Below are 25,242 nucleotides of genomic sequence, written 5' to 3'. Positions count from 1 at the left end.
CGGGGTTCAGGGGCGGTCGGGTACCCGCGGCGAGCGGGACGTGGCCGCCCAGTGGAAGAGCGCCATGCCGACGCTGGTGGCCAGGTTGTAGCTGGAGACCTGCGGACGCATCGGCAGCGCGACCAACTCGGCAGCGCGTCCGCGCAGTTCGTCGGAGACGCCGTGCCGCTCCGAGCCGAAGACGACGAGCGCGTCGTCGGGGAGTTCGACGGAGCGGATGTCCTTGCCCTCCGGGTCGAGGACGTACAGCGGTCCCGGCGGCAGCGCGTCGGCGGCCGTACGTTCCACCGCGGTCGCGTAGTGCAGTCCGGCGCCCGCGCGCAGGGCGTTGGGGTGCCAGGGGTCGAGATCTCCGGTGCTGACCACGCCGGTGACGCCGAATCCGGCCGCCAGCCGGATCACCGCCCCGACGTTGCCGAGATTGCGCGGGCTGTCCAGGACGACGACCGGTGCCTGCCGGGGCCGTTCGGCCAGCAGCGCCAGATTGGCCGCCCGGTCGCGCCGGTCGGCGAGCGCGGCCACCGCGGTGGGGTGCACCCGCGTCACCAGCCCGCGCAGCGCCGCGGCGGGGATCTCGGTGACGCGCGCCGCCAGCTCCTCGGCCAGGTCGGGGGCCAGCTCCGCCGCGAGGCGCAGCGCGGCCGCCTTGTCGCTGCTGACCGCGGTGCGCACGCGGGCGCCGAAGCGCAGCGCGTGCTTGAGGGCGTGGAAGCCGTCGAGCAGCACCGCGTCCGGCGCGGCGGCCTGCCAGGCGAGGACGGCGGCCGTGGCGCTTGCGGTGGCCACGTCGGCCCCGGTGGCCTGAGCGGCTCCGGTCGCCGGGTCGGGTTCGGCTGCGGCGCCGGGTCGGTGGGCGGCCTCGTCCTCGGTCATGGCCTCAGCGTACGGTGCGGCAGGTCTGCCCGATCACGTCATGTCACGGCGCTGGGCGGCGGTGGTCCCACGGCCGGTTCCCCCGGCCCGGCGGACGCGTCGTCGGGGGCGGTGCGCTGCCCGTGGACCACCGGCCGCGGGCGCGCGGCACCCGGCCGCAGCCGCCGTACGAGCCGGTCACCGGCCCAGACCAGGAAGGCCGTCGGCAGGAACACCGCGTCGGCGGCGATCATCGCGAGCGAGAAGAAGGGCAGGCCGAGCACGACGGCGATCGAGGCGTGCTCCAGCATCATCGCGACCAGCAGCACGTTCTTCACCCGGCGGTTGAACAGGGTGAAGGGGAAGGCGACCTGGACGATGACCGTGCCGTAGGTGATGAGCATGACCATCAGCTCATTGCCCGCCAGGGCGTGCGACAGGGCGGGCCAGGGGGTGAAGTCGTCCAGATGGAGCGGGTAGTAGAGCGCGGTGCCGTCCTGCCAGCGGCTGCCCTGGATCTTGTACCAGCCCGCGGTGGAGTAGATCAGGCAGACCTCGGCGACGATCACGAGCATCGCGCCGTTGTGGATGACGTTGGCGACGATGTCGAGCACGGTGCGCGGCTCGCCGGGCGCGACCCGCCGCACCGCCCACCACAGCGCCTGGACCAGCCAGAAGAGCCAGAACAGCACCGCCCATCCGGTGCTGAGCTTGCCGAACAGCGTCGCCGCCACGAGCGCGAAGCCGAACACCGCCCAGAGGGCGACGCCGACCGGATCGGCGCCCGGCTCCGCGTCGGACGCGGAAGCGGCCGACGGTCCGGCACCCGCCTCGGCCGCCTCCCCGCGGGCCGCGCGGCGCCGGTCGAGCGACCAGACCTGGCCGCAGCGGGTGAAGACGAGGTAGATCGCCATCAGGTGGATGACGTTGTCGCCGCCGTCGCCCTCGAAGACGCTGCGGTTCTGGAGCGACAGCACGCCGATCATGAAGAACACCGAGGCGGTACGGGTCCGCCAGCCCAGGAGCAGCATCGCGCTGGCGACGATCGCGAAGGCGTAGACGCACTCGAACCAGGCGCGGCCGTCGTTCCACAGCAGCACGGTGAAGGCGTGGTTCCCGGCGACCAGCCGCTTGGCGAGGTCCCAGCTCCAGGGCGCGTCGGGGCCGTACAGCTCGGCGCGGTGCGGGAATTCGCGCAGCAGGAACAGCAGCCAGGTCAGCGAGAAGCCAATCCGGATGATCGCGCTCTGGTACGGGCCGATGGCCCGGCCGGTGATGGCGTTGATCCCCCGCGCGACGGCGCGGTCGAGTCCTTTGCCGAGTCCGGCGAACGGCGAGGGGACGAAGGAGTCGCGCGCGCTCACGATGCGTTCTCCTGACCGGCGGGCGCGGTGGTGACCGGCCACCAGGGCAGTTCCCGGTAGTAGGGCTGGGTGCCGGTCTGCTGCCCGTTGCCCGACGGCGGCGGGACCGCGGTGGTGGCGGAACGTGCCTGCACGCGGACGACGTCACCGCCGTTGAGCCGCGGGCCGAAACGCTCCTGCAAAATCCGCTGGAGATACGTACGGCTCATGTCGCTGCGGTCGCCGCCGGTGGGCTGCTCCTTGTCGTCGTGAGTGTCGGTGTAGAAGCTCCAGGCGCGGCGCAGCTCGTTCTGCTGGGTGTGACTGGGGGCGGGGTTGTGCCGCATCGCGGCGACGTCCATCGCGGTGAGGTCGACCCAGCCCGTGGTGGAGAGGCTGCCGTCGGGCTTGCGGACCTCGGCGCGGGCCTGCACATGGATGTTCTGTTGCAGCGGGTCGGGCGCGAACAGCTTCCAGTTCTGCTCGAACTCCGGATAGACGTAGTCGTCGACCGCCGCGCCGTGCTCCCTGCTGAGCGTGTTCGAGGGCGCGACGTGCAGGAACACCATGCCGAGGTGGTACAGCGCGCCCACGACGACCGCGCCGATCGCCAGGGCGACGGCTATGCGCGCGGGCGTGGACAGCGCCGCGGTCCGGGGCGGCGGCCCCTCGAATGACTCCATCGTCTCTCCGCTCTCACCCGTGCCGGGCACGCACGCCTGCCGGGCAGCACGCTACCCACCGCAGGTCCCGGCGGGGACCATACCGAGTTATCCACAGGCGCGGGAGGTGGCCTTGACACCCTTCGGCCCGCCACCGACCATGGAATGAACCGAACGATCGGTCGGTCGGTTGAGGAGTCGGCCGGCCGGTCGTCCGATGGAGCCGGTGACGGTGACGGGACGGGTGGCCGAACCCGCGCCGAAGCCCGAATGGCACGCCTGATGGCACCGATGACGGTGATGACGAAGGAGGGGTCCGCATGACGACGACGGCAGAGCCGGCGGCGACCGCAGGGGAGGCGGTGGCGGCAGGGCAGGACGCCTTCCTGGCCGCGTTCGACGCCGCGGTGGCCGAGGACGCCAGGATCGAGCCGCGCGACTGGATGCCGGACGCCTACCGCGCCACCCTCGTCCGCCAGATGGCCCAGCACGCGCACTCCGAAATCATCGGGATGCAGCCGGAGGCCAACTGGATCAGCCGCGCGCCCTCGCTGCGCCGCAAGGCGATCCTGATGGCCAAGGTGCAGGACGAGGCCGGGCACGGGCTCTATCTGTACAGCGCCGCGGAAACCCTCGGAGTCAGCCGCGAGGAGCTGCTCGACAAGCTGCACGCGGGCCGCCAGCGCTACTCCTCGATCTTCAACTACCCCACCCTGAGCTGGGCTGACGTCGGTGCCATCGGCTGGCTGGTGGACGGCGCCGCGATCACCAACCAGGTGCCGCTGTGCCGCTGCTCCTACGGTCCCTACGCCCGCGCGATGGTGCGGATCTGCAAGGAGGAGTCCTTCCACCAGCGGCAGGGCTACGAGCTGCTGCTGACGCTCAGCCGCGGCACCCCGGCGCAGCACGCGATGGCGCAGGACGCGGTGGACCGCTGGTGGTGGCCCTCGCTGATGATGTTCGGCCCGCCCGACGACGAGTCCGCGCACTCCGCCCAGTCCATGGCCTGGAAGATCAAGCGGCACTCCAACGACGAGCTGCGGCAGCGCTTCGTGGACATCTGCGTCCCGCAGGCCGAGGTGCTGGGGCTCACCCTCCCCGACCCCGACCTGCGGTGGAACGAGTCGCGGGGCGGCTACGACTACGGGGCGCTCGACTGGACGGAGTTCCAGGAGGTGCTGCGCGGCAACGGGCCGTGCAATGAGGAGCGGATCGACCGGCGCCGCGCCGCACACGACAACGGCGCCTGGGTCCGGGAGGCGGCCACCGCATACGCGGCCAAGCACGGGGAGGCACGGGCATGACCGAGCAGACGGGCGGCGACTGGCCGCTGTGGGAGGTCTTCGTCCGCAGCCGCCGCGGTCTGAGCCACAGCCACGCGGGCAGCCTGCACGCGCCCGACGCGGAGATGGCGCTGCGCAACGCGCGGGATCTCTACACCCGGCGGGCCGAGGGCGTCTCGATCTGGGTGGTGCCGTCGTCCGCGGTCACCGCCTCCTCCCCCGACGAGAAGGACCCGTTCTTCGAGTCGGCCTCCGACAAGCCGTACCGGCACCCGACGTTCTACGAGATCCCGGAAGGGGTGAAGCACCTGTGAACACGGCACCGAACCCCGCACCGGGCCCGGCCTCGGCCACGGCTACGGCATCGGCATCGGCATCGGCTACGGCCTCGTCTACGGCCACGGCATCGGCCACCGCGGCGCGCCCCGCACGGGCCTCCGCCTCCGCCGCGCTCGCGCTGGGCGACGACGCGCTCGTGCTCGCCCAGCGGCTGGGGGAGTGGGCGGGGAACGCGCCGGTGCTTGAGGAGGACGTCGCCCTCACCAATATCGCGCTCGACCTGCTGGGGCAGGCCCGCACCCTGCTCTCGCTGGTCGGCGACGAGGACGAGCTGGCGTTCGGCCGCGAGGAGCACGAATTCCGCAATGTGCAGCTCGTGGAGCGGCCCAACGGGGACTTCGCCGAGACGATCGTGCGGCAGCTCTTCTTCTCCGTCCACCAGGAGCTGCTGTTCACCGCCCTGGCGTCCGGGGACGGCGAGCTGGCGCCGCTGGCCGCGAAAGCGGTGAAGGAGGTCGCCTACCACCGCGACCACGCCGAGCACTGGACGCTGCGGCTGGGCGACGGCACCGAGGAGAGTCACCGGCGCACGCAGCGCGCGGTGGACGGCCTGTGGCGCTACACCGGGGAGCTGTTCGAACCGCTCGACGGGCTCGGCACCGACCTTCCGGCGCTGCGCGAGCCGTGGCTGGAGCGCGTCACCGACGTCCTGCACCGGGCCACGCTGGAGATACCCCAGGGCGTCGACCGGACGCCGTGGTCGGCGGGGGCCGGACGGCAGGGTGTGCACACCGAGGCGTTCGGCCGGATGCTCGCCGAGATGCAGCACCTGCACCGCGCTCACCCGGGTGCGTCATGGTGACCGGAAGCGCGCCCGCCGCCGAGGCGACGAGCGCGCTGGAGAAGGAGCTGCTGCGGCTGGCCGGAGCCGTGCCGGATCCCGAGCTGCCGGTGATCTCGCTGGCCGAGCTGGGGGTGCTGCGCGACCTGCGGGTGACCGGGCCCGGCCGGGTCGAGGTCGAGCTGACGCCGACGTGGACGGGCTGCCCGGCACTGGACACGATGGCCACCGACATCACCGAGGTGCTGACCGAGCACGGCATGTCGGACGTCGAGGTGCGCACCGTGCTCTCCCCCGCCTGGTCGACCGACGCGATCAGCGCGGAGGGCCGCCGCAAGCTCGCCGAGCACGGTGTGGCGCCGCCCCGCCCGCTGGCCGGCGCGCGACCGGCAGGCGGCGGGCCCGTCGCCGTGGAGCTGACCGTGCGCTGCCCGCACTGCGGCTCCACCGACACCCGGCTGCTCAGCCCGTTCTCGTCCACCGCCTGCAAGGCGCTGCGCCGCTGCGAGTCCTGCCGCGAGCCCTTCGACCACTTCAAGGAGCTGTGAATGTTCCATCCGCTCCGGGTGACGGAGGTCAGCCCGCTCACGGACGACTCGGTGACCATCGCCTTCGAGGTCCCCGAGGAGCTGCGCGCGGAGTACCGGTACGCGCCGGGGCAGCACATAGCGATCCGCCGGTTCGCCGACGGGGTGGAGATCCGCCGCACGTATTCGCTGTGCGACCCGGTGCTGCCCGAGGAGGGTTTCGGGAACGACGGCGTGGAGCCCGGGCCGCGGACCCTGCGGGTGGGGGTGCGGCTGGTCGAGCAGGGGGAGTTCTCCACCTACGCGCTCAAGGAGCTGGCCGCGGGCGATGTGCTGGAGGTGATGACGCCCGCGGGGCGGTTCGTGCTGGAGCCGAGGCCAGGGCGGTTCGCCGCGGTGGTCGGCGGCAGCGGCATCACACCGGTGCTGTCGCAGATCGGCACCGCGCTGGCGCGTGAGCCGGGGGCGAGTTTCTGCCTGGTGCGCAGCGACCGTACGGCGGCGTCCACGATGTTCCTGGAGGAGGTCGCGGACCTCAAGGACCGCTGGCCCGACCGCTTCCACCTGGTGTCCGCGCTGTCCCGCGAGGAGCAGCAGGCGGGGCTGCCGTCGGGGCGGCTGGACGCGGAGCGGCTGACGGCGCTGCTCCCGGCGCTGATGCCGGTGGCGGCGGTGGACGGCTGGTATCTGTGCGGCCCGCTGGGACTGGTCGGCGCGGCCGAGCGGGCGCTGCGCACGCTGGGCGTCCCCCGGTCCCGCGTCCATCAGGAGATCTTCCATGTGGACGAGGTACCGGCGGCCGTCACCGCGGCCGAGCCGATACCCGGCGGCGGCACCGTACGGGCGACGCTCGACGGCCGTGGCGGTCAATGGCCGTCCCTGGCAGGGGAGTCGGTGCTGGAGACGGTGCTGCGCAACCGGTCGGACGCCCCGTACGCCTGCAAGGGCGGGGTCTGCGGGACCTGCCGGACGCGGCTGGTCAGCGGCGAGGTGCGGATGGACCGGAACTACGCGCTGGAGCCCGAGGAGACGGAGGCCGGATATGTGCTGGCCTGTCAGTCGCACCCGGTGACTTCCGTCGTCGAGGTGGACTTCGACGCCTGACCGCCCTAATCTGACGCATCGTCAGAATTGGTGGCGGGAGGAGCGGATCGTGGACTTCGGCTTCACCGAGGAGCAATTGGCGGCGGTCGAGGCGGCGAAGTCCGTCTTCTCCGGGGTGGCGGTGGACGGGGTGCCCAGCCCCGCGCTGACCCCCGGCGCGGTCGCCGAGGACTTCGACCGCGCGCTGTGGCGCAAGCTCGCCGACGGCGACCTGCTGAGCCTGACGCTGGACGAGGCGTACGGCGGGGCGGGGCTCGACCCCATCGCGCTCTGCCTCGTACTGCGCGAGGCGGGGCGGGTGCTGGCGCGGGCCCCGCTGCTGGAGAGCTGCGCCGGGGCGCTCGCCGTCCAGCGCTACGGCTCCGCGCCCCTGCGCGAACGGCTGCTGGCGGCGGCCGGTCGCGGCGAGACCGTCCTCACCGTCGCCGCCAACGGCCGCAGCGGGCACGACGGGGCCGAACTCGCCGTCCGGGCACAGCGGGTGGACGTCGGCGGCACCGACGGCGGCGGCTTCGTGCTCGACGGGGTGCAGACCGGGGTGCCGTGGGCGCGGAGCTGCGACCTGGTGCTGGTGCCCGCGCACACGGCGGACGGCGCGGCGGTGGTGGCCGTCGTTCCCCTGGACGCGGACGGGGTGGCGCTGGCGGAGCAGGTCTCCACCAGCGGCGAGCGGTTCGCCGAGGTCACGCTGGACGGTGTGGGGGTGCCCGCGACGGATGTGCTGGACGCGGACGGCGCCTGGGAGTGGCTGCGGCAGGCGCTGACCGTCGGCACCTGCGCGCTGGCGCTCGGGCTGGGGGAGGCGGTGCTGGGGATGACCAGCGCGTACGCCTCGAAGCGGCAGCAGTTCGGGTATCCGATCGCCACGTTCCAGGCGGTCGCGGTGCAGTCCGCCGACCGTTACATCGACCTGCGGGCGATGGAGGCCACCTTGTGGCAGGCGGCCTGGCGGCTCAGCACCTCGGCGCCCGGACCCCTGCCGGTCGCGGGTGATGTGGCGGTGGCGAAGATCTGGGCGGCCGAGGGCGTCCGCAGGGTCGTACAGACCGCGCAGCACCTGCACGGCGGATTCGGCGCGGACACCGACTATCCGCTGCACCGGTACCACGCGTGGGCCAAGCAGTGGGAGCTGGCGCTGGGCCCGGCCGCGGCCCACGAGGAGGCGTTGGGCGACCTGATCGCCGCCCATCCGCTGACCACGTGACCCCTGCGGGGCTGCTTACAGGACGAAGCCGTCGCTGCCGCTGCCGTCCACCACCGGGCGGCCGGCCGCCTCCCAGTCGAGCATGCCGCCGCTGACGTTCACCGCGTCCACGCCCTGGGCGATCAGGTACTGCGCGACCTGGGCGGAGCGACCGCCGACGCGGCACACCACGTGCACCCGGCCGCCCTCCGGCACCTCACCGATCCGCGAGACGACCTCGCCCATCGGGATGTGCACGGCGCCCTCGGCGTGACCGGCCGCCCATTCCTCGTTCTCCCGCACGTCCAGCAGGATCGCGTCGGCCGGTACGGCGGCGGCATCCACCGCGGGCAGCTCAGAGCGGAACATCGGACGCGGCCTCCTGGGCACGAAATCGCGGCCCGCGAAACCGCGACCCGCTCACCTTGGCTCACCAGATCACTGGCTGACCCGAAAAAACCTACCTCAGCCCCCAACCACCCCCCGCCCCGCCCGATTCCCCGGGGTCCCCCGGCGCCCGCACCGGGACCGGGCCCGCAGGGGGCGTCCGGACGGAAGCGCGAGTCGTGCGAGCGGGCCGCAGAGGGCGCTATTCGGGGTCGCGGACCAGTTCCGCCAGGCGGGCCTCGCGCTGGGCGACCTGGGTCAGGAGCTGTTCGGCGATCTCGTTGAGGAGGGCGTCGGGGTCGTCCGGGGAGAGCTTCATCATCTGGCCGATGGCGCTCTCGTCCAGCTCGACGGCGATGGCGGCCAGCTTCTCCTTGCGTTCGGCCAGCCACTCCAGCCGGGCGTAGAGGACCTCGGCCTCGCTCGGCATCTCCTCGTCCGCGACGGGACCCGCGTCCCACTCCGCGGACAGGGCGCGCAGCGTGTCCTCGTCGGCGTAGGCGTACGCCTCGTTGACGCGGGCGATGAAGGCGCTGCGGCGCTCCTTCTCCTTCTCGTCCTGGGCGAGGTCGGGGTGCGCCTTGCGGGCCAGCTCGCGGTAGAGGCGCTGCGCCTCCTTGCCAGGGCGGACGCGGCGCGGCGGGTTCGGGTCGTCGACCGGCCGTACCCCGTCCGTGCCGAGCAGCCCGCCGAACAGCTCCTCGACGCCCGGCATCGGCATCACCAGCGCCCTGGCCTCCCAGGCGCGCTCGATGTCCTCCCGCTCACCGCTGTGGGCGGCGACGGCCTCCGCGACCAGCGCGTCCAGCTCGTCCAGCCGCGCGTACATCGGGCCGAGCCGCTGGTGGTGCAGCCGGGAGAAGTTCTCCACCTCGACCCGGAAGGTCTCGACCGCGATCTCGAATTCGATCAACGCCTGCTCAGCCGCGCGTACCGCCTTCGCCAGCCGATCCTGCGAGCCGGGCTCGGAGGGTCCGGCGAAGGTGGCGGAAGAGGCGGAGGACTCGGTTCCTGAGCTGTTCGTCACTCGGACAGCCTAGGCCCTGCACGGCCGATCTTCGCGGGGCCGCGGGGCACGGCAGCACCCGCCCGCACGGATCACGCCACGGCGCCCCGCCCACCTGCGCCGACCCGCGCGCCCGCCCCCGTACGGGCTCGCACCGCCCCGCCCTGACACCGCCCTGACAACCCGGACGCCCCCGGCACCCCGGTCGCCCCGGACACCCCGGCCGGGGAACCCCCCTACACCCCCAGCTCCGCCGGCAGCCGCCCCGACCGGACCGCCGCCAGCAGCTCCGCGTGGTCCGCCTCCGTACGGTCCGCGTAGCCGACGGCGAAGTCCGCGACGGCCTCGTCCAGCGCCTCGCCCTTGCCGCAGTAGCCCGCGATCAGCCGGGGGTCGGCGCTGTGGGCGTGCGCCCTGGCCAGCAGGGCGCCGGTCATCCGCCCGTAGTCGTCGAGCAGGCCCGGCTCCAGCCCGGCGGGATCGACGCTGCCCTTGCGGTTCCTGAACTGCCGCACCTGGTACGGCACCGCGTCCACGTCCGTCCACCCCAGCAGGAAGTCGCTCACCACCTGCATACGTTTCTGGCCCAGCACCACTCTGCGGCCCTCGTGCCCCACCGGACCGGCCGGAAATCCGGCCTTGGCCACGTACGGCAGCAGCGCCGACGCCCTGGCCTCCTTGATCTGGAGCACCAGCGGCTCTCCCAGGTGGTCGAGGAGCAGCACCACGTACGAGCGGGTGCCGACGCTTCCGGTGCCGACGACGCGGAAGGCCACGTCGTGGACGGAGTAACGGGCGAGCAGCGGCAGCCGGTCCTCGCCGACCGTCCGCAGATAGCCGTCCAGGGCGCCCGCGACCGCCGTCGCCTCGCGGTCCGCGACCCGGCGCAGCACGGGCGGCGCGTCGGTGAAGCGCCGCCCGCCGCCGTCCACGGCCGCCGTGGCCTTCGCCGCGAATCTGGCGCTGGTGTTGCCCATGGCCTTCGCCGAGACCCGCTCGATCGTGCCGAGCAGGTCGCGGGCGTCGGCGTGGGTGACCAGTTCCTCGTCGGCGATGGCGTTCCACGCGTCGAGCACGGGCAGCGTCGCCAGCAGCCGCATCGTCCGCCGGTACGCGCCCACCGCGCCGTACGCCGCCGCCCGGCACACGTCCTCGGCCGCGCCCGCCTCCCGCCCGGCCAGCACCAGCGAGGCCGCGAGCCGTTTGACGTCCCACTCCCAGGGGCCGACGACGGTCTCGTCGAAGTCGTTGATGTCCATGACGAGACGGCCGCGGGCGTCGCCGTAGAGGCCGAAGTTCGCGGCGTGCGCGTCACCGCAGATCTGCGCGCCGACACCGGTCACCGGGCTGTCGGCGAGGTCGGCGGCCATCAGCCCGGCGGACCCGCGCAGGAAGGCGAAGGGGCTCGCGGCCATACGGCCGACGCGCAGCGGTATCAGCTCGGGTATCCGGCCCGCGTTGGAGTCGTGGACGGCCCGGAGCGCGGCCGAGGTCCAGGGCGCGGTCGAAGTCCAGGGGGCAGCCGAGGTCCGGGGCACGGTCGCCGCGAGCGCGCCGGCCACCGCGGGGACGACGTCCGCCGTGTCGCGCCACATGCCGGAGGGCGGCCGGCCGTGCGCGGCGCGCGGCACCTTCTCCCGCAGCGCCTTCCCCGCCCGCTTCGGCGACGCCCCGTGCGGCCATCGCGCGAATCCCGCCACATGCGGCACTCTCGAATCCACCGGTCACCCTCCCCACCGCCCACGTCAACGGACGGACGCCAAATCCCCACCGCCGGGGGTAATCCGGCCAATAGGTCGACCCCGCACAGGGTTTCGTGCTTGCCTTGACGTCAGGACCCTACTCAGCGCCGAACCGCAGGTGCACGACGTTGGACGAGATCACCCGGCAGCCCGCAGCCAGCGACGCAGAACACCGGACGGACCGCTCCGCCCGCTACGAACAGCGCGAACAGCAGGACCTCCACGACCAACCGGAGCATCCGGAACCCCGGGCCGACGAGTCGGCACAGGCAGACCGGCCGCGCCAGGGCACCGAGCGGCACCCACGGCGCGACCCCCATGCCTCCGACCACCCGCCGACCGGTGGCAGCGACACCAGCAGCCGTACGGAGGACGTCGATACGGACAGGGCCGGTACGGAGCACGCCGGTACGGACAGCGTCCGTACGAGCCTCGACGCGCCCCACAGCGCAGGTCACGAAAGCGCAGGTCACGAAAGCGCAGGTCACGACAGCGCGGGTCCCCACACGCGAGAGTCCGACGGCCAGGGTCCCCATGCCCAAGGCCCCAACGCCCCGGGCCCCACCACCCAAGTCCCCGGCGGCCGGAGCGCCAACGGCCGGAGCCCCCTCGGCGACGGCCTCACCGGCGTGGCCGCCCTGCTGCGCCTCGCCGTCCTCTGCGTCGACCCCGACGGCCGGATCTCGTACTGGAACCGCGGCGCGGAGGAGCTGTTCGGGCACCGCTGGGATCACGTCTTCGGCCACCGGGCCTCGGGGCTGCTGACACCCGCCCGGTCCGCCGCGGGCGTCGCGCGCACCTCGTCCTCGCCGCACCAGGACACCCTCGACCTGCTGGACGACCTCACGCAGCCCGCGTGGGCGGGCGCGCTCGCGGCCACCGACCGGGACGGCGCGCTGAAGGACGTCCTGTGGTGGACGTACCGCGTCGCCGAGCCAGGCTGACGCAGCCTGCTGGCCATCGCGGCGCACGCCAAACCGCTGCGCACGGGCGGCCTGCGGATCGCGCTCGGCGGTCGCTTACTCCCCTACACCGCGGAAGGCCCGCAGCGTCAGGACATCTCGGTGGCCGCCGTCCTGGGCAGCGTCGCCGACCCGGCGCAGGCGCTGGCCCTCGCGGCCCGGCTGGGCACCGTACTGCCCGGCGTCAGCGCGGGACGGCTCGACCGGCTCGTCCGGCAGATCGCGCCGCTCGGTCCCCCGGCGCTCGAAGTGGACGGCGGCACACGGCTCCCGGTCACCCCGCACGACTACGCCCGCATGGCCGCCGCCGCCCGCGCCGACCAGCAGGACCCGTCCCTGCGCAGGGAGTTGCTGCCCGGCCCGCGCCCCGGAGCGGAACACGGCCCCGGACCCGCACCCGGACCCGGCCCCGGACCCGGCCTCGGACCCGGCCACGACCAGCCCCCCGACCAGACCCCCGGACACGCCGCCGCGTACGGCCCCGGCCACGACCCCGAGTACGTCCACGGGGCGAACGGCGGCGCGGAGGCCGCCCCCGCAGGCGACCGTTCCAGCGCCTCGGCACTGACCGCCGTGCCCTTCGCCTCCCTCACCTCCCTGACCTCCGACCTCGGCCCCAACGGCTCGGCGGACGCCCTGACCGGCCAACAGCCGCTGTCCCCGACCGAGTTCACACCTGGTCTCGCCCCCGGCTTCGCGCCCGGCCTCGCCCCGGTCCTCAGCGGCCCGCCGTCCGTCCAGCCGCTCGGCACGCCACCGGGCCAGGCCCCCTTCGGCCAACCCCCCTACGGACACGCCCCGTTCGGACCCGAACCCGGCGGCCCCGCGTCCGGCGCCCACCCGCTCGGCGGCCACGTACTCGGCCGCCCCTACGGCTCCCACCTGCCGGGCACCGCGCTGGACGAGCAGTTGGCGCTGCTGCGCGAGACCGGCGCGGTGGTCGGCTCCACGCTCGACCTCCAGACCACCGCCCGCGAGCTGTGCGCGGTGACCGTGCCGCGCTTCGCGGACTTCGCGGCCGTCCTGATCGTGGACCAGCTCTTCTCCGACTCCGAACCGCCCAAGGACGACCGCCCGGCCGCCACCGTGCTCGTCCGGCGCGTCGCCATCGCCCACGACGGACCGCCCGGACCGTGGGAAACGGCCCTGCCGGAGGGCGAGTTGCTCTCCCTCGCCGTCGACGGGATCGTGCCGCGGCTCGGCGACCACGTCCTCGTCCCCGTCGTGGACTCCTCGGTCGCACCCGACATAGCGCTCGACCTCGGCGTGCCCGCGCTCGGCCCGCTGCTGCCCGGACACTCGATGATCGTGGCGCCGCTCACCGCGCGCGGCACCGTACTGGGCCGGGTCTGCTTCCTGCGCGGCCCCGGCCGCCGCCCGTTCGACGCGCGGGACGCCGCCACGGCCACCGAGGTCGTCGCGCGCGGCGCCGTCCACATCGACAACGCCCGCCTGCACCGCCAGGAATCGCGCGCCGCCGCCACGCTGCAACGCTCGATGATGCCCACCCGGCCGCCGCGGATTCCCGGTGTCCGGATCGCACACCACTACATGCCGGGCGACCGGCAGGCCCAGGTCGGCGGCGACTGGTTCGACGCCATCCAACTGCCCGGCGGGCGTGTGGCGTTGATCGTCGGCGACGTGATGGGCCACGGCCTTCAGGCCGCGGCCGTGATGGGCCAGTTCCGTACGGCGGTCATCACCATGGCCGCCCTGGACCTGCCGCCCGCCCAGTTGCTGCGGCACCTGGACAACCTCGCGCACCGGCTCGGCACCGAACACCTCGCCACCTGCGTCTACGCCGTCTACGACCCGATCCACCGCAGCCTCACTCTCGCCAACGCCGGTCACATCCCGCCGGTCCTGGTCGGTTACGACGGGCGGGCCGAGCTGCTGGAGATCCCCGGCGGCGCGCCGATCGGCGTCGGCGGGGTGCCGTTCGAGACGGTGGAGATCCCGGTGCCCGACGGCAGTTGGCTGGTGCTGTGCACGGACGGCCTCGTCGAGGTGCGCGGCCAGGGCATAGACGCGGGGCTCGCCGCGCTGTGCGCCACCGTCATCGAGCCGGAGCAGACCCCCGAGGACGTCTGCGCGCAGATCCTCGCGCGCCTGCACTCGGAGGACCGCAGGGACGACGTGGCGCTGCTCGTCGCCCGGTTCGAGGGCATCGCACCGCGGGACGTGGCCGAGTGGACGCTGCGGCTCGACCACGCCGAGGTCGCCACCGCCCGCGACCTGACCCGCCGCCAGCTCGCCGCGTGGGGCCTCGAACGCCTCAGCGACACCACGGAGTTGCTGGTCAGCGAGCTGGTCACCAACGCGATCCGGGCCGCCTCGTACGAGGTCGAGCTACGGCTGATGCGGGTCGGGAAGCTGCTGGTCGAGGTCAGCGACGACAACCACAATCTGCCCCAGTTGCAGCGCGCGGACGCCGACGACGAGCAGGGGCGCGGGCTGGCGCTGGTGTCGAATCTGTCGCGGCGCTGGGGCACCAGCAGGAAGGCGGTCGGGAAGGTCGTCTGGTTCGAACTTCCGTTGCCCGCTTGATACCGTTGCGTCCCACAACGGCGCAGGTGGAGACGGGATGGAGTGGCCGCGATGTCCGCACGGGAGGCGTCCGTGGAGAGCATCCAGCGGGAGTTGACCGCCTTCGCGCGCCGGGCGCGTGCCACGGCCGCGCGCATGCACCCCGAACTGTCGCTGGTGTCGTTCACCATCCTCGCGCACCTGGAGGAGCAGCAGGGCTGCCGGGCGACGGACCTCGCCGCGCACTATCTGCTCGACAAGTCCACGGTCAGCCGCCAGGTGGCCGCGCTGGAACGGCTCGGGTACATCGAGCGCCGGGTGGACGCCACCGACCACCGCGTGCAGGTGCTGCACCTCGCGCAGCACGGGATCGAGACGCTGGCCGCGGCGCGGGTCAGCCGCAAGGAGATCTTCCAGGAGCGGCTGGCCGCCTGGGACCCGGAGGATCTGGCGCGCTTCGCCGCGTATCTGGTCCGCTACAACGCGGACGCGGCGGCGCACCCGCTGCCGTAACCCGCGGGCGGCCCCGTCCTACGAGGTCCCGTCCGTCAAGGGCCCGTCCTTCAAGGCCCCCTCACAAGGTCCCGTCGCACAGGGGCCCGTCACGCACGGGCCCGTCACGCGCAGCCTCGTAAAGCACGGGCCCTACAAGCGAAAACGGCCCCGCCCGCGACCTGCACGGTCGCGGGCGGGGCCGCTACGAGCCCGACTCTACGTCAAGCGCCGCGTCGAAAACGACGGCGTCACGTCAGAGGTTGACGCCGAAGTCCTGGGCGATACCGCGCAGACCGGAGGCGTAGCCCTGGCCGACGGCCCGGAACTTCCACTCGGCGCCGTTGCGGTACAGCTCGCCGAAGACCATCGCGGTCTCCGTGGAGGCGTCCTCGGTGAGGTCGTAGCGGGCGATCTCGGCGCCGCCGGCCTGGTTGACGACGCGGATGAACGCGTTGCGCACCTGGCCGAAGCTCTGCTGACGGCTCTCGCCCTCGTAGATCGAGACCGGGAAGACGATCTTGTCGACCTCGGCGGGCACGGTGGCCAGATTGACCTTGACCGCCTCGTCGTCGCCCTCGCCCTCACCGGTGAGGTTGTCACCGGTGTGCTCGACGGAGCCGTCCGGGCTCTTGAGATTGTTGAAGAAGATGAAGTGCTTGTCCGACAGGACCTTGCCCGTGGCGTCGAGCAGCAGCGCGCTCGCGTCCAGGTCGAAGTCCGAACCGGTGGTCGTGCGCACGTCCCAGCCCAGGCCGACAGTGACCGCCGTGAGTCCGGGGGCCTCCTTGGTCAGTGAGACATTGCCGCCCTTGGAGAGGCTGACACCCATGGTGTATCTCCCTGCTCAATCCGGCGCGGGCCGCGCCACTTGACGATTCCTTTGCCCAATGACTCCAACGCACACCACCCTGCACCGGTTCCCGCCCCGATGCCACCGTTCGCCGCCGTTCGATCCCCCGGGCCTTCAGTACGTCACCGGGATGCGCCGCGCGGGGCCGTCCACCGTGACCGCTCCGCGGGGATCGGCGGGGGGAAGGCGACCTGCCGGCCGGAGGCGGCCCGCCGAGCAATGAGAAACGGACCCCCGGCCGCGACTTTCGTCACTTCCGGAGGCCCGTGTCGTCGGTACCTCTTTGTGCGCGAGGGGGGAGTTGAACCCCCACGCCCTTTCGGGCACTGGAACCTGAATCCAGCGCGTCTGCCTATTCCGCCACCCGCGCATGGGTGTTGCCGTTTGATTCTCACACACGGTCCGGACCGGTGGGTCCGAGTGGTGTGGGAGGGCCTCCCGACATGCAGAAGATTAGCACGAGGTCCGGGGTGGAATCACATGCGTTCGGGCGGCCCGGGGAGTGCCGGGAGCCGGGCGGGGGCAGGTGGGAGAGGGACCCGGGGGCGGTGCGGGACACTGGGAGGGGACAGGGCGGCGGTGAACGACGGCGAACCGGGCACCATGGACAGAACGCGCATCTACCATCCCAGTGGGGGACGGCGGAGGAGGCGCGGGCGGTGTGAGGGTTGACACTGCCCGGTCCAGGGGATTCGGGGAACCACAGGTTTTTCCCGCGCGTGGATACGATCAGTAAGCAGTATCGGAAATCGTTGGGCCGGAAGGTCGCGAGGAGGGAGGTGCCCCGTGGGAGTACTGAAGCGCTTTGAGCAGCGCCTGGAGGGCCTGGTGAACGGCACCTTCGCCAAAGTGTTCAAGAGCGAGGTGCAGCCCGTCGAGATCGCGGGCGCGCTCCAGCGCGAGTGCGACAACAACGCCACGATCTGGAACCGCGACCGCACCGTCGTGCCCAACGACTTCATCGTGGAGCTCAGCTCCGGCGACTTCGAGCGGCTGAGCCCGTACGCGGTGCAGCTCGGCGACGAGCTGGCCGGGATGGTCCGCGACTACGCCAAGCAGCAGCGCTACACGTTCATGGGCACCATCAAGGTGCACCTGGAGCGGGCCGACGACCTGGACACCGGGCTCTACCGGGTGCGCAGCCGCACGCTGGCCTCCAGCGAGTCGCAGCACCAGGGCGGCGCGCCCCAAGCCGCCCACCAGGCCGCCCACCAGGCCCCGGCCGCCCCCTCGTACCAGCAGAGCCCGCAGCACCAGCCGCAGGCGCCGCAGCGTCCGACGTACGCGCAGCCCGGCGGACCGCAGCGGCCCTCGGGTCCGCCGCCGATGCCCGCGGCCCCGCCCCCCGGCGGCGGTGGCGCCCGTCACGGTGTGGCGCCCGTCACGCGGCTGCCCGGCACCGGCGCTCCCGCGGGGGCCCCCGGCGCGGCCACCCGCCGCTGGATCGAGATCAACGGCAACCGCCACCAGATCTCCCGCTCGACGCTCGTTCTCGGCCGTTCCACGGAGGCCGACGTGCGGGTGGACGACCCGGGCGTATCGCGCAAACACTGCGAGATCCGGGTCGGAACGCCGTCCGTGGTCCAGGACCTCGGGTCGACAAACGGCATTGTGGTGGACGGACAGCACACCACGCGCGCTACGCTCCGCGACGGCTCCCGCATTGTCGTGGGGAGCACCACCATCGTGTACAGGCAAGCCGAAGGGTGAAGCGGGGGCAATGTCAGAGCTGACCCTGACGGTCATGCGGTTGGGTTTCCTCGCCGTTCTGTGGCTGTTCGTGATCGTCGCGGTGCAGGTCATCCGCAGCGACCTCTTCGGTACCCGGGTGACCCAGCGAGCGGCGCGCCGCGGGGACGGCCAGTCGCGCCCTCCGCAGCAGCGCCAGCAGCAGGCCGCCGCCGCGCAGGCCCAGCCGCGGCAGCAGCCGCAGAACAACCGCCAGCGCCGCGGCGCCCCCACCAAACTGGTGGTCGCCGAGGGCTCGCTCGCGGGGACGACGGTCGCGTTGCAGGGCCAGACGATCACCCTCGGCCGGGCACATGACTCGACGATTGTGCTCGACGACGACTACGCGTCCAGTCGGCATGCCAGGATCTACCCGGACCGCGACGGCCAGTGGATCGTCGAGGACCTCGGATCCACGAACGGCACCTATCTGGACCGGAACCGGCTGACCACGCCGACCCCTGTCCCGCTGGGTGCGCCGATCCGCATCGGCAAGACCGTCATCGAGCTGCGGAAGTAGTCGCACTATGGGCGAGCGGAGCCACGACGCGCGAGCGAGAGGGTGGGCAGCGTGCGGATGTACCCGGAGCCGACGGGGGAGGTGCGCATGTCTTTGAGCCTGCGTTTCGCCGCCGGTTCGCACAAGGGCATGATCCGCGAGGGGAACGAGGACTCCGGCTACGCCGGTCCGCGTCTGCTCGCGATTGCCGACGGCATGGGCGGACAGGCCGCCGGCGAGGTCGCCTCGTCCGAGGTGATCTCCACCATCGTCACGCTCGACGACGACATCCCCGGCTCCGACATCCTCACCTCGCTCGGCACCGCCGTGCAGCGGGCCAATGACCAACTGCTGCACATGGTCCAGGAGGACCCGCAGCTCGAAGGCATGGGCACCACGCTGACCGCGCTGCTGTGGACGGGCCAGCGGCTCGGCCTGGTGCACGTCGGCGACTCCCGCGCGTATCTCCTCCGGGACGGCGTCCTCACCCAGATCACCCAGGACCACACCTGGGTGCAGCGGCTGGTCGACGAGGGCCGGATCACCGAGGAGGAGGCCACCACCCACCCGCAGCGCTCCCTGCTGATGCGCGCGCTGGGCAGTGGCGAACACGTCGAGCCCGACCTGTCGATCCGCGAGGTGCGGGTCGGCGACCGGTATCTGATCTGCTCCGACGGCCTGTCCGGCGTCGTCAGCCACCAGACGCTGGAGGACACCCTCGCCGGGTACCAGGCGCCGCACGAGACCGTGCAGGAGCTGATCCAGCTCGCGCTGCGCGGCGGCGGACCCGACAACATCACCTGCATCGTCGCGGACGTGCTGGACACCGACGACGGCGACACGCTGGCGGCACAGCTCAACGACACCCCGGTGGTCGTCGGCGCGGTCGCCGAGACCCAGCTCCCGCTGAGCGACCCGCGGCACCTCCAGACCCCGGCGGGGCGCGCCTCCGAGCTCGGCCGTACGCCCCCGCCGCAGCAGCAGGGCCCCGCGGGCTCCTTCGGCCCGCCCGGCAGCGGCGAACCCGGCGCGGCCGGCGCCGCGCCGCTGGGCACCTTCGGGTCGTACGACGACGACGGCCAGACCAAGCCCGCCAAGACCCGTAAGTGGCCCAAGCGCACGGCGATCACCGTCATCGTGCTCGCCGTCATCGCCGGCGGTCTGTACGGCGGTTACGCGTGGACGCAGACGCAGTACTACGTCGGCGCCAAGGGCGACCACGTCGCCGTGTACCAGGGCATCGACCAGAAGCTGGCCTGGATCAAGCTGTCGAAGGTCCACAAGGACCGCCCCGACATCGAACTCAAGTACCTACCGGCCTACCAGCAGAAGCAGGTCCAGGACACCATCGCGCTCAGCAGCCTCGGCCAGGCCACCGACAAGGCCGACGAGCTGGCGACGCAGGCCGGTGTCTGCAAGAAGGTCGCGACGGCCAAGACCCTCGCCGACCAGGCCAAGGCGGCGGCGAAGGCCGCCGAGGACAAGATGCCCGCAGCGGGCACCACCGGCACGCCGGGCGCGAAGAAGAGCAGCGCCACCCCGACGGCGGACCCCACGCCGCCGCTGACGCCCGACGAGAAGAAGCTGGCCCAGCAGTGCGGTACGAGCCAGCAGTAGCGGCTGGTCGCGCACCGGAAGCCCCGCGGGGACCGGCGAGCGCGCCGGCGGCGGGACCAGCAGGAGGAGTCGGCTCGTCATGAGCGCCAGCAACACCACCACCATCACGTCGATCGGCGCGCCCAACCGTCGCAACACCGAACTGGCGCTGCTGGTCTTCGCGGTGCTCATCCCGGTCTTCGCCTACGCCAACGTCGGGCTCGCCAAGAACGACTCGGTCCCGGCGGGGCTGCTCAGCTACGGCCTCGGCCTCGGCCTGCTCGCGGGGATCGCGCACCTGCTGGTCCGTAAATTCGCGCCGTACGCCGACCCGCTGATGCTGCCGATCGCCACGCTGCTCAACGGCCTCGGCCTGGTGCTCATCTGGCGGCTCGACCAGGAGCCGTCGCTGGGCAAGGCCATGGCGCCCAACCAGCTCATGTGGTCCACGCTCGGAGTGGCGCTCTTCGTCGGCGTGCTGGTCTTCCTCAAGGACCACCGCATCCTCCAGCGGTACACGTACATCTCGATGATGGTGGCGCTGGCCCTGCTGGTCGCGCCGATCTTCTTCCCCGGGGTGAACGGCGCGAAGATCTGGATCACGCTGCCGGGCATCGGCTCGCTCCAGCCCGGTGAGTTCGCGAAGATCGTCATCACCGTCTTCTTCGCCGGATACCTGATGGTCAAGCGGGACGCGCTGGCGCTGGCCAGCCGCCGCTTCATGGGCCTGTACCTGCCGCGTGGCCGCGACCTCGGCCCGATCCTGGTGATCTGGGGCATCAGCCTGCTGATCCTGGTCTTCGAGACCGACCTCGGCACCTCGCTGCTCTTCTTCGGCCTGTTCGTGATCATGCTGTACGTCGCCACCGAGCGGACCAGCTGGATCGTCTTCGGCCTGCTGCTCAGCGCGGGCGGCGCGGTCGTCGTCTCCTCGATCGAGCCGCACGTCAAGGAGCGCGTCCACAACTGGCTGCACCCCCTGCAACTGGCGTCCAACGGCGGTGTCACCGAGACCGCGCAGACGATGTACGCGTTCGGCTCCGGCGGCATCTTCGGCTCGGGACTCGGCCAGGGCTACTCCCGGCTGATCGGCGGCATCGCGCCGAAGAGCGACTACATCCTCGCCACCGTCGGCGAGGAGCTGGGCCTGGCGGGCCTGATGGCCGTCCTGCTGCTGTACGCCCTGCTGATCGAGCGCGGTGTGCGGACGGCCCTCGCGGCCCGCGACCCGTTCGGCAAGCTGCTGGCGATCGGCCTGTCGGGCGCCTTCGCGCTCCAGGTCTTCGTGGTCGCGGGCGGCGTCACCGGGCTCATCCCGCTGACCGGTATGACCATGCCGTTCCTGGCGCAGGGCGGCTCCTCGGTGATCGCCAACTGGGCGCTGGTCGCGATCCTGCTGCGGATCAGCGACACCGCCCGCCGTCCGGCCCCGAGCCCGGCCCCCTCCCCCGATGCCGAACCGACCCAGGTGGTGCGCACCCAGTGAACAAGCCTCTCCGACGGGTCGCGGTCTTCTGCGGTCTGCTCGTCCTCGCCCTTCTGCTGCGCGTGAACTACGTGCAGTTCGTCCAGGCCGACCAGCTCTCCAACGACGTGCACAACCGCCGGGTCGCCATCAACCAGTACGCCCAGCCGCGCGGCGACATCATCGTCGACGGCGGCAAGGCGATCACCGGTCACACCGAGACCACGGGCAGCGACTTCAAGTTCAAGCGGACCTACGTCGACGGCCCGATGTGGGCGCCGGTCACCGGCCACGCCTCGCAGGCGTTCGGCACCACCTTCCTCGAAGGCGTCGAGGACAAGTTCCTCACCGGCAACGACGACCGGCTGTTCTTCAACCGCACCATCGACCTGCTGACCGGCAAGGAGAAGCAGGGCGGCAACGTCGTCACGACGCTGAACGCCAAGGCGCAGAAGGCCGCGTTCCAGGGCCTGGGGAACAAGAAGGGCGCGGTCGTCGCGCTCGACCCCGGCACCGGCGCGATCCTGGCCATGGCGAGCACCCCGTCGTACGACCCGTCGACCATCGCGGGCAACTCCAAGACCGACGAGAAGAACTGGGTCGCGCTCGACAAGAAGAACGACCCCGACGACCCGACGCAGAACCGCGCGCTGCGCCAGACGTACCCGCCGGGTTCGACGTTCAAGCTGGTGACGGCCGCCGCGGCGCTGGAGAACGGCGCGGTGACCGACATCAACGCGAAGACCGACACCCCGCTGCCCTACATCCTTCCCGGCACCACGACCCCGCTGAAGAACGAGGGCAACATCCCCTGCAAGGAAGCGTCGCTGATCGACGCCCTGCGGGTTTCGTGCAACACCGTCTTCGGCCACCTGGGCGCGGACAAGGTGGGCCTCCAGGCGATGGTCGACGAGGCGGAGAAGTTCGGCTTCAACAAGGAGCAGTTCGTCCCGGTCCGCGCGAACGCCAGCAACTTCGACACCAAGATGACCAAGGACCAGGTCGCGCTCTCCTCCATCGGCCAGTTCGACACCGCGGCCACTCCGCTCCAGATGGCGATGGTCGCCTCGGCCATCGCCAACAACGGCAAGCTGATGAAGCCGTACATGGTCGACAAGCTGGTGGCGCCGAATCTGAGCACCATCTCGCAGACCAACCCGAGCGAGATGTCGCAGCCGCTGTCGCCGGAGAACGCGCAGAAGCTCCAGACGATGATGGAGACGGTGGTCAACTCCGGCACCGGCACCAACGCCAAGATCTCCGGCGTCAAGGTCGGCGGCAAGACCGGCACCGCGCAGAACGGCATCAACAACGAGGGCACGCCGTACGCCTGGTTCGTCTCGTACGCGATGACCGACCAGGGGTCGCCGGTCGCCGTCGCGGTCGTCGTCGAGGACGGTGCGGCCAACCACGACGACGTCAGCGGTGGCGGTCTGGCCGCGCCGATCGCCAAGAAGGTCATGGAGGCCGTCCTCAACAAGTGAGGGCCGGCCGCCCGGCAGGCCCGGTCCCCCGGCACGGTCCCGGGCCCGGCGTCGAACCCGGTGTCAGGCCCGGTCCCGGCGCCGGAAACGGTCCGGACACCGCCCCCGGGACCGGCGCACGTACCGGACAGGTACCGGTCGGGTATCGGCGGGCGGGCAGGGCGCGAAGGGACCAGAAACGCCCGGTAGCGTATGCCCGAGCATCCGCAGGGCACGGCATTACCGGTTTTGGGTCAAGAACGGGTTTGAGGAGAGGGCAGAGCTATGGAAGAGCCGCGTCGCCTCGGCGGCCGGTACGAGCTGGGCTCAGTGCTCGGCCGTGGTGGCATGGCCGAGGTGTACCTCGCCCATGACACCCGGCTCGGCCGCACTGTCGCCGTGAAGACGCTGCGGGTGGACCTCGCCCGCGACCCGTCGTTCCAGGCCCGGTTCCGCCGAGAGGCCCAGTCGGCCGCCTCGCTCAACCACCCGTCGATCGTCGCCGTGTACGACACCGGCGAGGACTACGTCGACGGGGTCTCGATCCCGTACATCGTCATGGAGTACGTGGACGGCTCCACCCTGCGTGAGCTGCTGCACTCCGGACGCAAGCTGCTGCCCGAGCGCGCCATGGAGATGACGGTCGGCATCCTCCAGGCCCTGGAGTACAGCCACCGGGCCGGCATCGTGCACCGCGACATCAAGCCCGCCAACGTCATGCTCACCAGGACCGGCCAGGTCAAGGTCATGGACTTCGGCATCGCCCGCGCCATGGGCGACTCCGGTATGACCATGACGCAGACCGCGGCCGTGATCGGCACCGCGCAGTACCTCTCCCCCGAGCAGGCCAAGGGCGAGCAGGTCGACGCCCGCTCCGACCTGTACTCGACCGGCTGCCTGCTCTACGAACTGCTGACCGTGCGGCCGCCCTTCGTCGGCGACTCCCCGGTCGCGGTGGCCTACCAGCACGTGCGCGAGGAGCCGCAGCCGCCGTCGGTGTACGACCCCGAGGTCACGCCCGCGATGGACGCGATCGTCCTCAAGGCGCTGACCAAGGACCCGAACTACCGCTACCAGTCGGCCGACGAGATGCGGGCCGACATCGAGGCGGCCCTCGACGGGCAGCCGGTGGCCGCCACGGCGGCGATGGGCTCGGTCGGCTACGGGTACGGCTACCCGGACAGCCAGGCCACCACGGCGATGCCGTCGCAGAACGACCAGCACACGTCCATGCTTCCGCCGCTGCGCGAGGAGGACGGCGGTTACGGCTACGACGACCGCCCGGACCGCCGCCGGCAGAAGAAGGGCGGCAACAACACCTCCACGGTGCTGCTGGTCGTCGCGGGCATCCTGGTCCTGGTCGGCGCGATCTTCCTGGGCAAGGCGCTGTTCAGCGGCAGCGGCGCCGCGGACAACGGCACCGTGCCGAATCTGGTCGGCGCGTCCCTCACCGACGCGCAGGCCAAGGCCACCAACGTCGATCTGAAGATCGTCCAGGGTCCGGCCGAGTTCTGCGACAGCATCGACAAGAACCTCGTCTGCAAGCAGACCCCGGCCGCCGACGCCGCGATCCCGGACGACAAGACGGTCACGGTCGTCCTGTCCAAGGGCCAGGCGCCGATCGAGGTCCCGGACGTCAAGAACGACAAGTACGACTCGGCGGCGAGCCAGCTCACCGCCAAGGGCTTCGAGGTCGACCGCAAGAACAAGACGACCACCACGGAAGACCCGGACACCGTCCTCGACCAGACCCCGAAGGCCGGTACGAAGCAGCCCAAGGGCACGACGATCACGCTGACCGTCGCGGTGGCCCCCGAGAAGAAGGCGCCCACGGACGTCAAGGGCGTCCCGTACGACAACGCGGTCGCCCAGCTCAAGGCGCAGGGCTTCACCAACATCACCCGCGCGCCGCAGGACGTCCCCTCGGACACGACCGCCAAGGGCAGCGTCACCGCCCAGACCCCGGACCCGGGCGCGGGCCCGATCGCCCTGGACACCTCGATCGTCCTGACGGTCTCGTCCGGCCCGCCGCAGACGCAGGACCCGCAGAAGCAGATGCCCGGGGATCTGGGTGGCAAGACCGTGGGTCAGGCAAAGGCCGAACTCGACGGGCTCGGCCTGAACCTCCAGGTCTCCGCGGTCGGTCCCGGCGGCAACCCGGTCGGCGACAACGCCATGGTCATCTCGGTCGACCCCGGAGCGGGCGCGCAGCTCTCCGAGGGCCAGCCGGTCAAGCTGATCGCCGTCGGCGGCAACGGCAACGGCGGGGGCGGCTGACCCCCGGCAGTACGTGAAGGGGGGGGGGGGGGGGGGGGGGGGGGGGGGGGGGGGGGGGGGGGGGGGGGGGGGGGGGGGGGGGGGGGGGGGCGCGGACCGGCCGTACAGCGGAGACTCGAATTTCACCGCTCGCTCACCGACGAGCTGCTCGACCGTGGCGTAACGCCGGTGG

At 72.1% G+C, this 25,242-nt stretch carries 22 protein-coding genes and 1 tRNA gene; 15 read left to right on the top strand and 8 right to left on the bottom strand.

All coding sequences use genetic code 11. From position 1 onward, the window contains the following. Positions 1-6: 6 nt before the first annotated feature. From ACZ4EF_RS35325 to ACZ4EF_RS35315, 3 genes are read right to left on the bottom strand one after another with little or no spacing between them, the layout of a single operon-like run. Positions 7-873, bottom strand: coding sequence for a TrmH family RNA methyltransferase (locus ACZ4EF_RS35325; RefSeq protein ID WP_467508270.1), 867 nt, complete (start codon positions 871-873; stop codon positions 7-9). Positions 874-911: 38 nt separating this feature from the next. Next, a complete protein-coding gene (locus ACZ4EF_RS35320) occupies positions 912-2,216 on the bottom strand; it encodes an HTTM domain-containing protein (RefSeq protein WP_467508268.1) in 1,305 nt (434 codons plus the stop codon). Continuing rightward, positions 2,213-2,878, bottom strand: a complete 666-nt coding sequence (locus ACZ4EF_RS35315) for a DUF5819 family protein (RefSeq protein WP_355336715.1) — start codon at positions 2,876-2,878, stop codon at positions 2,213-2,215. Before ACZ4EF_RS35315 ends, ACZ4EF_RS35320 begins: the two co-directional genes overlap by 4 nt. 299 nt (positions 2,879-3,177) lie before the next feature. Between ACZ4EF_RS35315 and paaA the strand changes: the two genes are divergently transcribed. The 6 genes from paaA to ACZ4EF_RS35285 all read left to right on the top strand — a co-directional run bounded on the left by paaA (position 3,178) and on the right by ACZ4EF_RS35285 (position 8,095). Continuing rightward, a complete protein-coding gene (gene paaA, locus ACZ4EF_RS35310) occupies positions 3,178-4,161 on the top strand; it encodes a 1,2-phenylacetyl-CoA epoxidase subunit PaaA (RefSeq protein ID WP_467508266.1) in 984 nt (327 codons plus the stop codon). Next, entirely contained in the window at positions 4,158-4,454 is a 297-nt protein-coding gene (gene paaB, locus ACZ4EF_RS35305; protein ID WP_188279883.1) for a 1,2-phenylacetyl-CoA epoxidase subunit PaaB, read from the top strand. The genes paaA and paaB overlap by 4 nt, the downstream gene beginning before the upstream one ends. A 143-nt stretch (positions 4,455-4,597) precedes the next feature. Next, a complete protein-coding gene (gene paaC / locus ACZ4EF_RS35300; protein WP_467508295.1) occupies positions 4,598-5,281 on the top strand; it encodes a 1,2-phenylacetyl-CoA epoxidase subunit PaaC in 684 nt (227 codons plus the stop codon). Then, positions 5,275-5,808: a 1,2-phenylacetyl-CoA epoxidase subunit PaaD gene (gene paaD / locus ACZ4EF_RS35295; protein ID WP_391041941.1), complete on the top strand. Its 534-nt coding sequence runs from the start codon at positions 5,275-5,277 to the stop codon at positions 5,806-5,808. Before paaC ends, paaD begins: the two co-directional genes overlap by 7 nt. After that, positions 5,809-6,891 (top strand): 2Fe-2S iron-sulfur cluster-binding protein, encoded by a 1,083-nt coding sequence (locus ACZ4EF_RS35290; protein ID WP_391041942.1) that lies wholly within the window; start codon positions 5,809-5,811, stop codon positions 6,889-6,891. It abuts the gene before it with no gap. 49 nt (positions 6,892-6,940) lie between these two features. Beyond that, positions 6,941-8,095, top strand: a complete 1,155-nt coding sequence (locus ACZ4EF_RS35285) for an acyl-CoA dehydrogenase family protein (RefSeq protein WP_467508263.1) — start codon at positions 6,941-6,943, stop codon at positions 8,093-8,095. A gap of 15 nt (positions 8,096-8,110) precedes the next feature. On the opposite strand, the gene ACZ4EF_RS35280 is transcribed toward ACZ4EF_RS35285, so the two are convergent. The 3 genes from ACZ4EF_RS35280 to ACZ4EF_RS35270 form a co-directional block, all read right to left on the bottom strand. Next, a complete protein-coding gene (locus ACZ4EF_RS35280) occupies positions 8,111-8,443 on the bottom strand; it encodes a rhodanese-like domain-containing protein (protein ID WP_355336710.1) in 333 nt (110 codons plus the stop codon). 220 nt (positions 8,444-8,663) lie between these two features. Further along, positions 8,664-9,488: a hypothetical protein gene (locus tag ACZ4EF_RS35275; protein ID WP_467508261.1), complete on the bottom strand. Its 825-nt coding sequence runs from the start codon at positions 9,486-9,488 to the stop codon at positions 8,664-8,666. 215 nt (positions 9,489-9,703) lie between these two features. Next, positions 9,704-11,188 carry a DUF2252 domain-containing protein gene (locus ACZ4EF_RS35270; protein WP_467508259.1) on the bottom strand — a complete coding sequence of 495 codons (1,485 nt, stop codon included), beginning with the start codon at positions 11,186-11,188 and terminating at the stop codon, positions 9,704-9,706. A gap of 149 nt (positions 11,189-11,337) precedes the next feature. On the opposite strand from ACZ4EF_RS35270, the gene ACZ4EF_RS35265 reads away from it, so the two are divergent. The 3 genes from ACZ4EF_RS35265 (at position 11,338) to ACZ4EF_RS35255 (ending at position 15,210) form a co-directional block, all read left to right on the top strand. Further along, positions 11,338-12,153, top strand: a complete 816-nt coding sequence (locus ACZ4EF_RS35265) for a PAS domain-containing protein (protein WP_467508257.1) — start codon at positions 11,338-11,340, stop codon at positions 12,151-12,153. A 120-nt stretch (positions 12,154-12,273) separates the two neighbouring features. After that, entirely contained in the window at positions 12,274-14,718 is a 2,445-nt protein-coding gene (locus ACZ4EF_RS35260; RefSeq protein WP_467508255.1) for an ATP-binding SpoIIE family protein phosphatase, read from the top strand. A gap of 51 nt (positions 14,719-14,769) precedes the next feature. Next, complete coding sequence (locus ACZ4EF_RS35255) at positions 14,770-15,210, top strand: MarR family winged helix-turn-helix transcriptional regulator (RefSeq protein ID WP_355336706.1); 441 nt, start codon at positions 14,770-14,772, stop codon at positions 15,208-15,210. A gap of 235 nt (positions 15,211-15,445) precedes the next feature. On the opposite strand, the gene ACZ4EF_RS35250 is transcribed toward ACZ4EF_RS35255, so the two are convergent. Both ACZ4EF_RS35250 and ACZ4EF_RS35245 read right to left on the bottom strand, forming a co-directional pair. Continuing rightward, positions 15,446-16,021 carry a TerD family protein gene (locus tag ACZ4EF_RS35250; protein ID WP_355336705.1) on the bottom strand — a complete coding sequence of 192 codons (576 nt, stop codon included), beginning with the start codon at positions 16,019-16,021 and terminating at the stop codon, positions 15,446-15,448. A gap of 307 nt (positions 16,022-16,328) precedes the next feature. Continuing rightward, positions 16,329-16,412, bottom strand: a tRNA-Leu gene (locus ACZ4EF_RS35245). A gap of 416 nt (positions 16,413-16,828) precedes the next feature. Here ACZ4EF_RS35245 and ACZ4EF_RS35240 point away from each other — a divergent pair. From ACZ4EF_RS35240 to pknB, 6 genes are all read left to right on the top strand, one after another. Next, the gene (locus ACZ4EF_RS35240) at positions 16,829-17,752 is read left to right on the top strand and encodes a DUF3662 and FHA domain-containing protein (protein ID WP_355336704.1); all 924 of its coding nucleotides are present in this window, start codon (positions 16,829-16,831) and stop codon (positions 17,750-17,752) included. A 10-nt stretch (positions 17,753-17,762) separates the two neighbouring features. Further along, positions 17,763-18,290 carry an FHA domain-containing protein FhaB/FipA gene (locus tag ACZ4EF_RS35235; RefSeq protein ID WP_355336703.1) on the top strand — a complete coding sequence of 176 codons (528 nt, stop codon included), beginning with the start codon at positions 17,763-17,765 and terminating at the stop codon, positions 18,288-18,290. Positions 18,291-18,347: 57 nt separating this feature from the next. Continuing rightward, positions 18,348-19,886 carry a Stp1/IreP family PP2C-type Ser/Thr phosphatase gene (locus ACZ4EF_RS35230; RefSeq protein ID WP_467508293.1) on the top strand — a complete coding sequence of 513 codons (1,539 nt, stop codon included), beginning with the start codon at positions 18,348-18,350 and terminating at the stop codon, positions 19,884-19,886. 79 nt (positions 19,887-19,965) lie between these two features. Beyond that, positions 19,966-21,351 (top strand): FtsW/RodA/SpoVE family cell cycle protein, encoded by a 1,386-nt coding sequence (locus ACZ4EF_RS35225; RefSeq protein WP_355336702.1) that lies wholly within the window; start codon positions 19,966-19,968, stop codon positions 21,349-21,351. Then, positions 21,348-22,814, top strand: a complete 1,467-nt coding sequence (locus ACZ4EF_RS35220) for a peptidoglycan D,D-transpeptidase FtsI family protein (RefSeq protein WP_355336701.1) — start codon at positions 21,348-21,350, stop codon at positions 22,812-22,814. Before ACZ4EF_RS35225 ends, ACZ4EF_RS35220 begins: the two co-directional genes overlap by 4 nt. Positions 22,815-23,078: 264 nt before the next feature. Further along, positions 23,079-25,070 (top strand): Stk1 family PASTA domain-containing Ser/Thr kinase, encoded by a 1,992-nt coding sequence (gene pknB, locus ACZ4EF_RS35215; RefSeq protein WP_391158751.1) that lies wholly within the window; start codon positions 23,079-23,081, stop codon positions 25,068-25,070. Positions 25,071-25,242 lie beyond the last annotated feature (172 nt).

This window comes from Streptomyces sp. NPDC025721 (assembly GCF_055558595.1).
The sequence above is the reverse complement of the archived record's forward strand: the minus strand, read 5'-3'. Positions and strand labels throughout refer to the sequence as shown.

What these genes read in the sequence shown, in the direction of transcription:
- paaA (WP_467508266.1), top strand. Translation starts at nt 3,178, where the DNA reads ATGACGACGACGGCAGAGCCGGCGGCGACCGCAGGGGAGGCGGTGGCG.
- ACZ4EF_RS35290 (WP_391041942.1), top strand. Translation starts at nt 5,809, where the DNA reads ATGTTCCATCCGCTCCGGGTGACGGAGGTCAGCCCGCTCACGGACGAC.
- ACZ4EF_RS35325 (WP_467508270.1), bottom strand. Translation starts at nt 873, where the DNA reads ATGACCGAGGACGAGGCCGCCCACCGACCCGGCGCCGCAGCCGAACCC.
- ACZ4EF_RS35280 (WP_355336710.1), bottom strand. Translation starts at nt 8,443, where the DNA reads ATGTTCCGCTCTGAGCTGCCCGCGGTGGATGCCGCCGCCGTACCGGCC.
- paaB (WP_188279883.1), top strand. Translation starts at nt 4,158, where the DNA reads ATGACCGAGCAGACGGGCGGCGACTGGCCGCTGTGGGAGGTCTTCGTC.
- ACZ4EF_RS35235 (WP_355336703.1), top strand. Translation starts at nt 17,763, where the DNA reads ATGTCAGAGCTGACCCTGACGGTCATGCGGTTGGGTTTCCTCGCCGTT.
- ACZ4EF_RS35315 (WP_355336715.1), bottom strand. Translation starts at nt 2,878, where the DNA reads ATGGAGTCATTCGAGGGGCCGCCGCCCCGGACCGCGGCGCTGTCCACG.
- paaD (WP_391041941.1), top strand. Translation starts at nt 5,275, where the DNA reads ATGGTGACCGGAAGCGCGCCCGCCGCCGAGGCGACGAGCGCGCTGGAG.
- ACZ4EF_RS35225 (WP_355336702.1), top strand. Translation starts at nt 19,966, where the DNA reads ATGAGCGCCAGCAACACCACCACCATCACGTCGATCGGCGCGCCCAAC.
- ACZ4EF_RS35255 (WP_355336706.1), top strand. Translation starts at nt 14,770, where the DNA reads ATGTCCGCACGGGAGGCGTCCGTGGAGAGCATCCAGCGGGAGTTGACC.
- ACZ4EF_RS35250 (WP_355336705.1), bottom strand. Translation starts at nt 16,021, where the DNA reads ATGGGTGTCAGCCTCTCCAAGGGCGGCAATGTCTCACTGACCAAGGAG.
- ACZ4EF_RS35230 (WP_467508293.1), top strand. Translation starts at nt 18,348, where the DNA reads ATGTACCCGGAGCCGACGGGGGAGGTGCGCATGTCTTTGAGCCTGCGT.
- pknB (WP_391158751.1), top strand. Translation starts at nt 23,079, where the DNA reads ATGGAAGAGCCGCGTCGCCTCGGCGGCCGGTACGAGCTGGGCTCAGTG.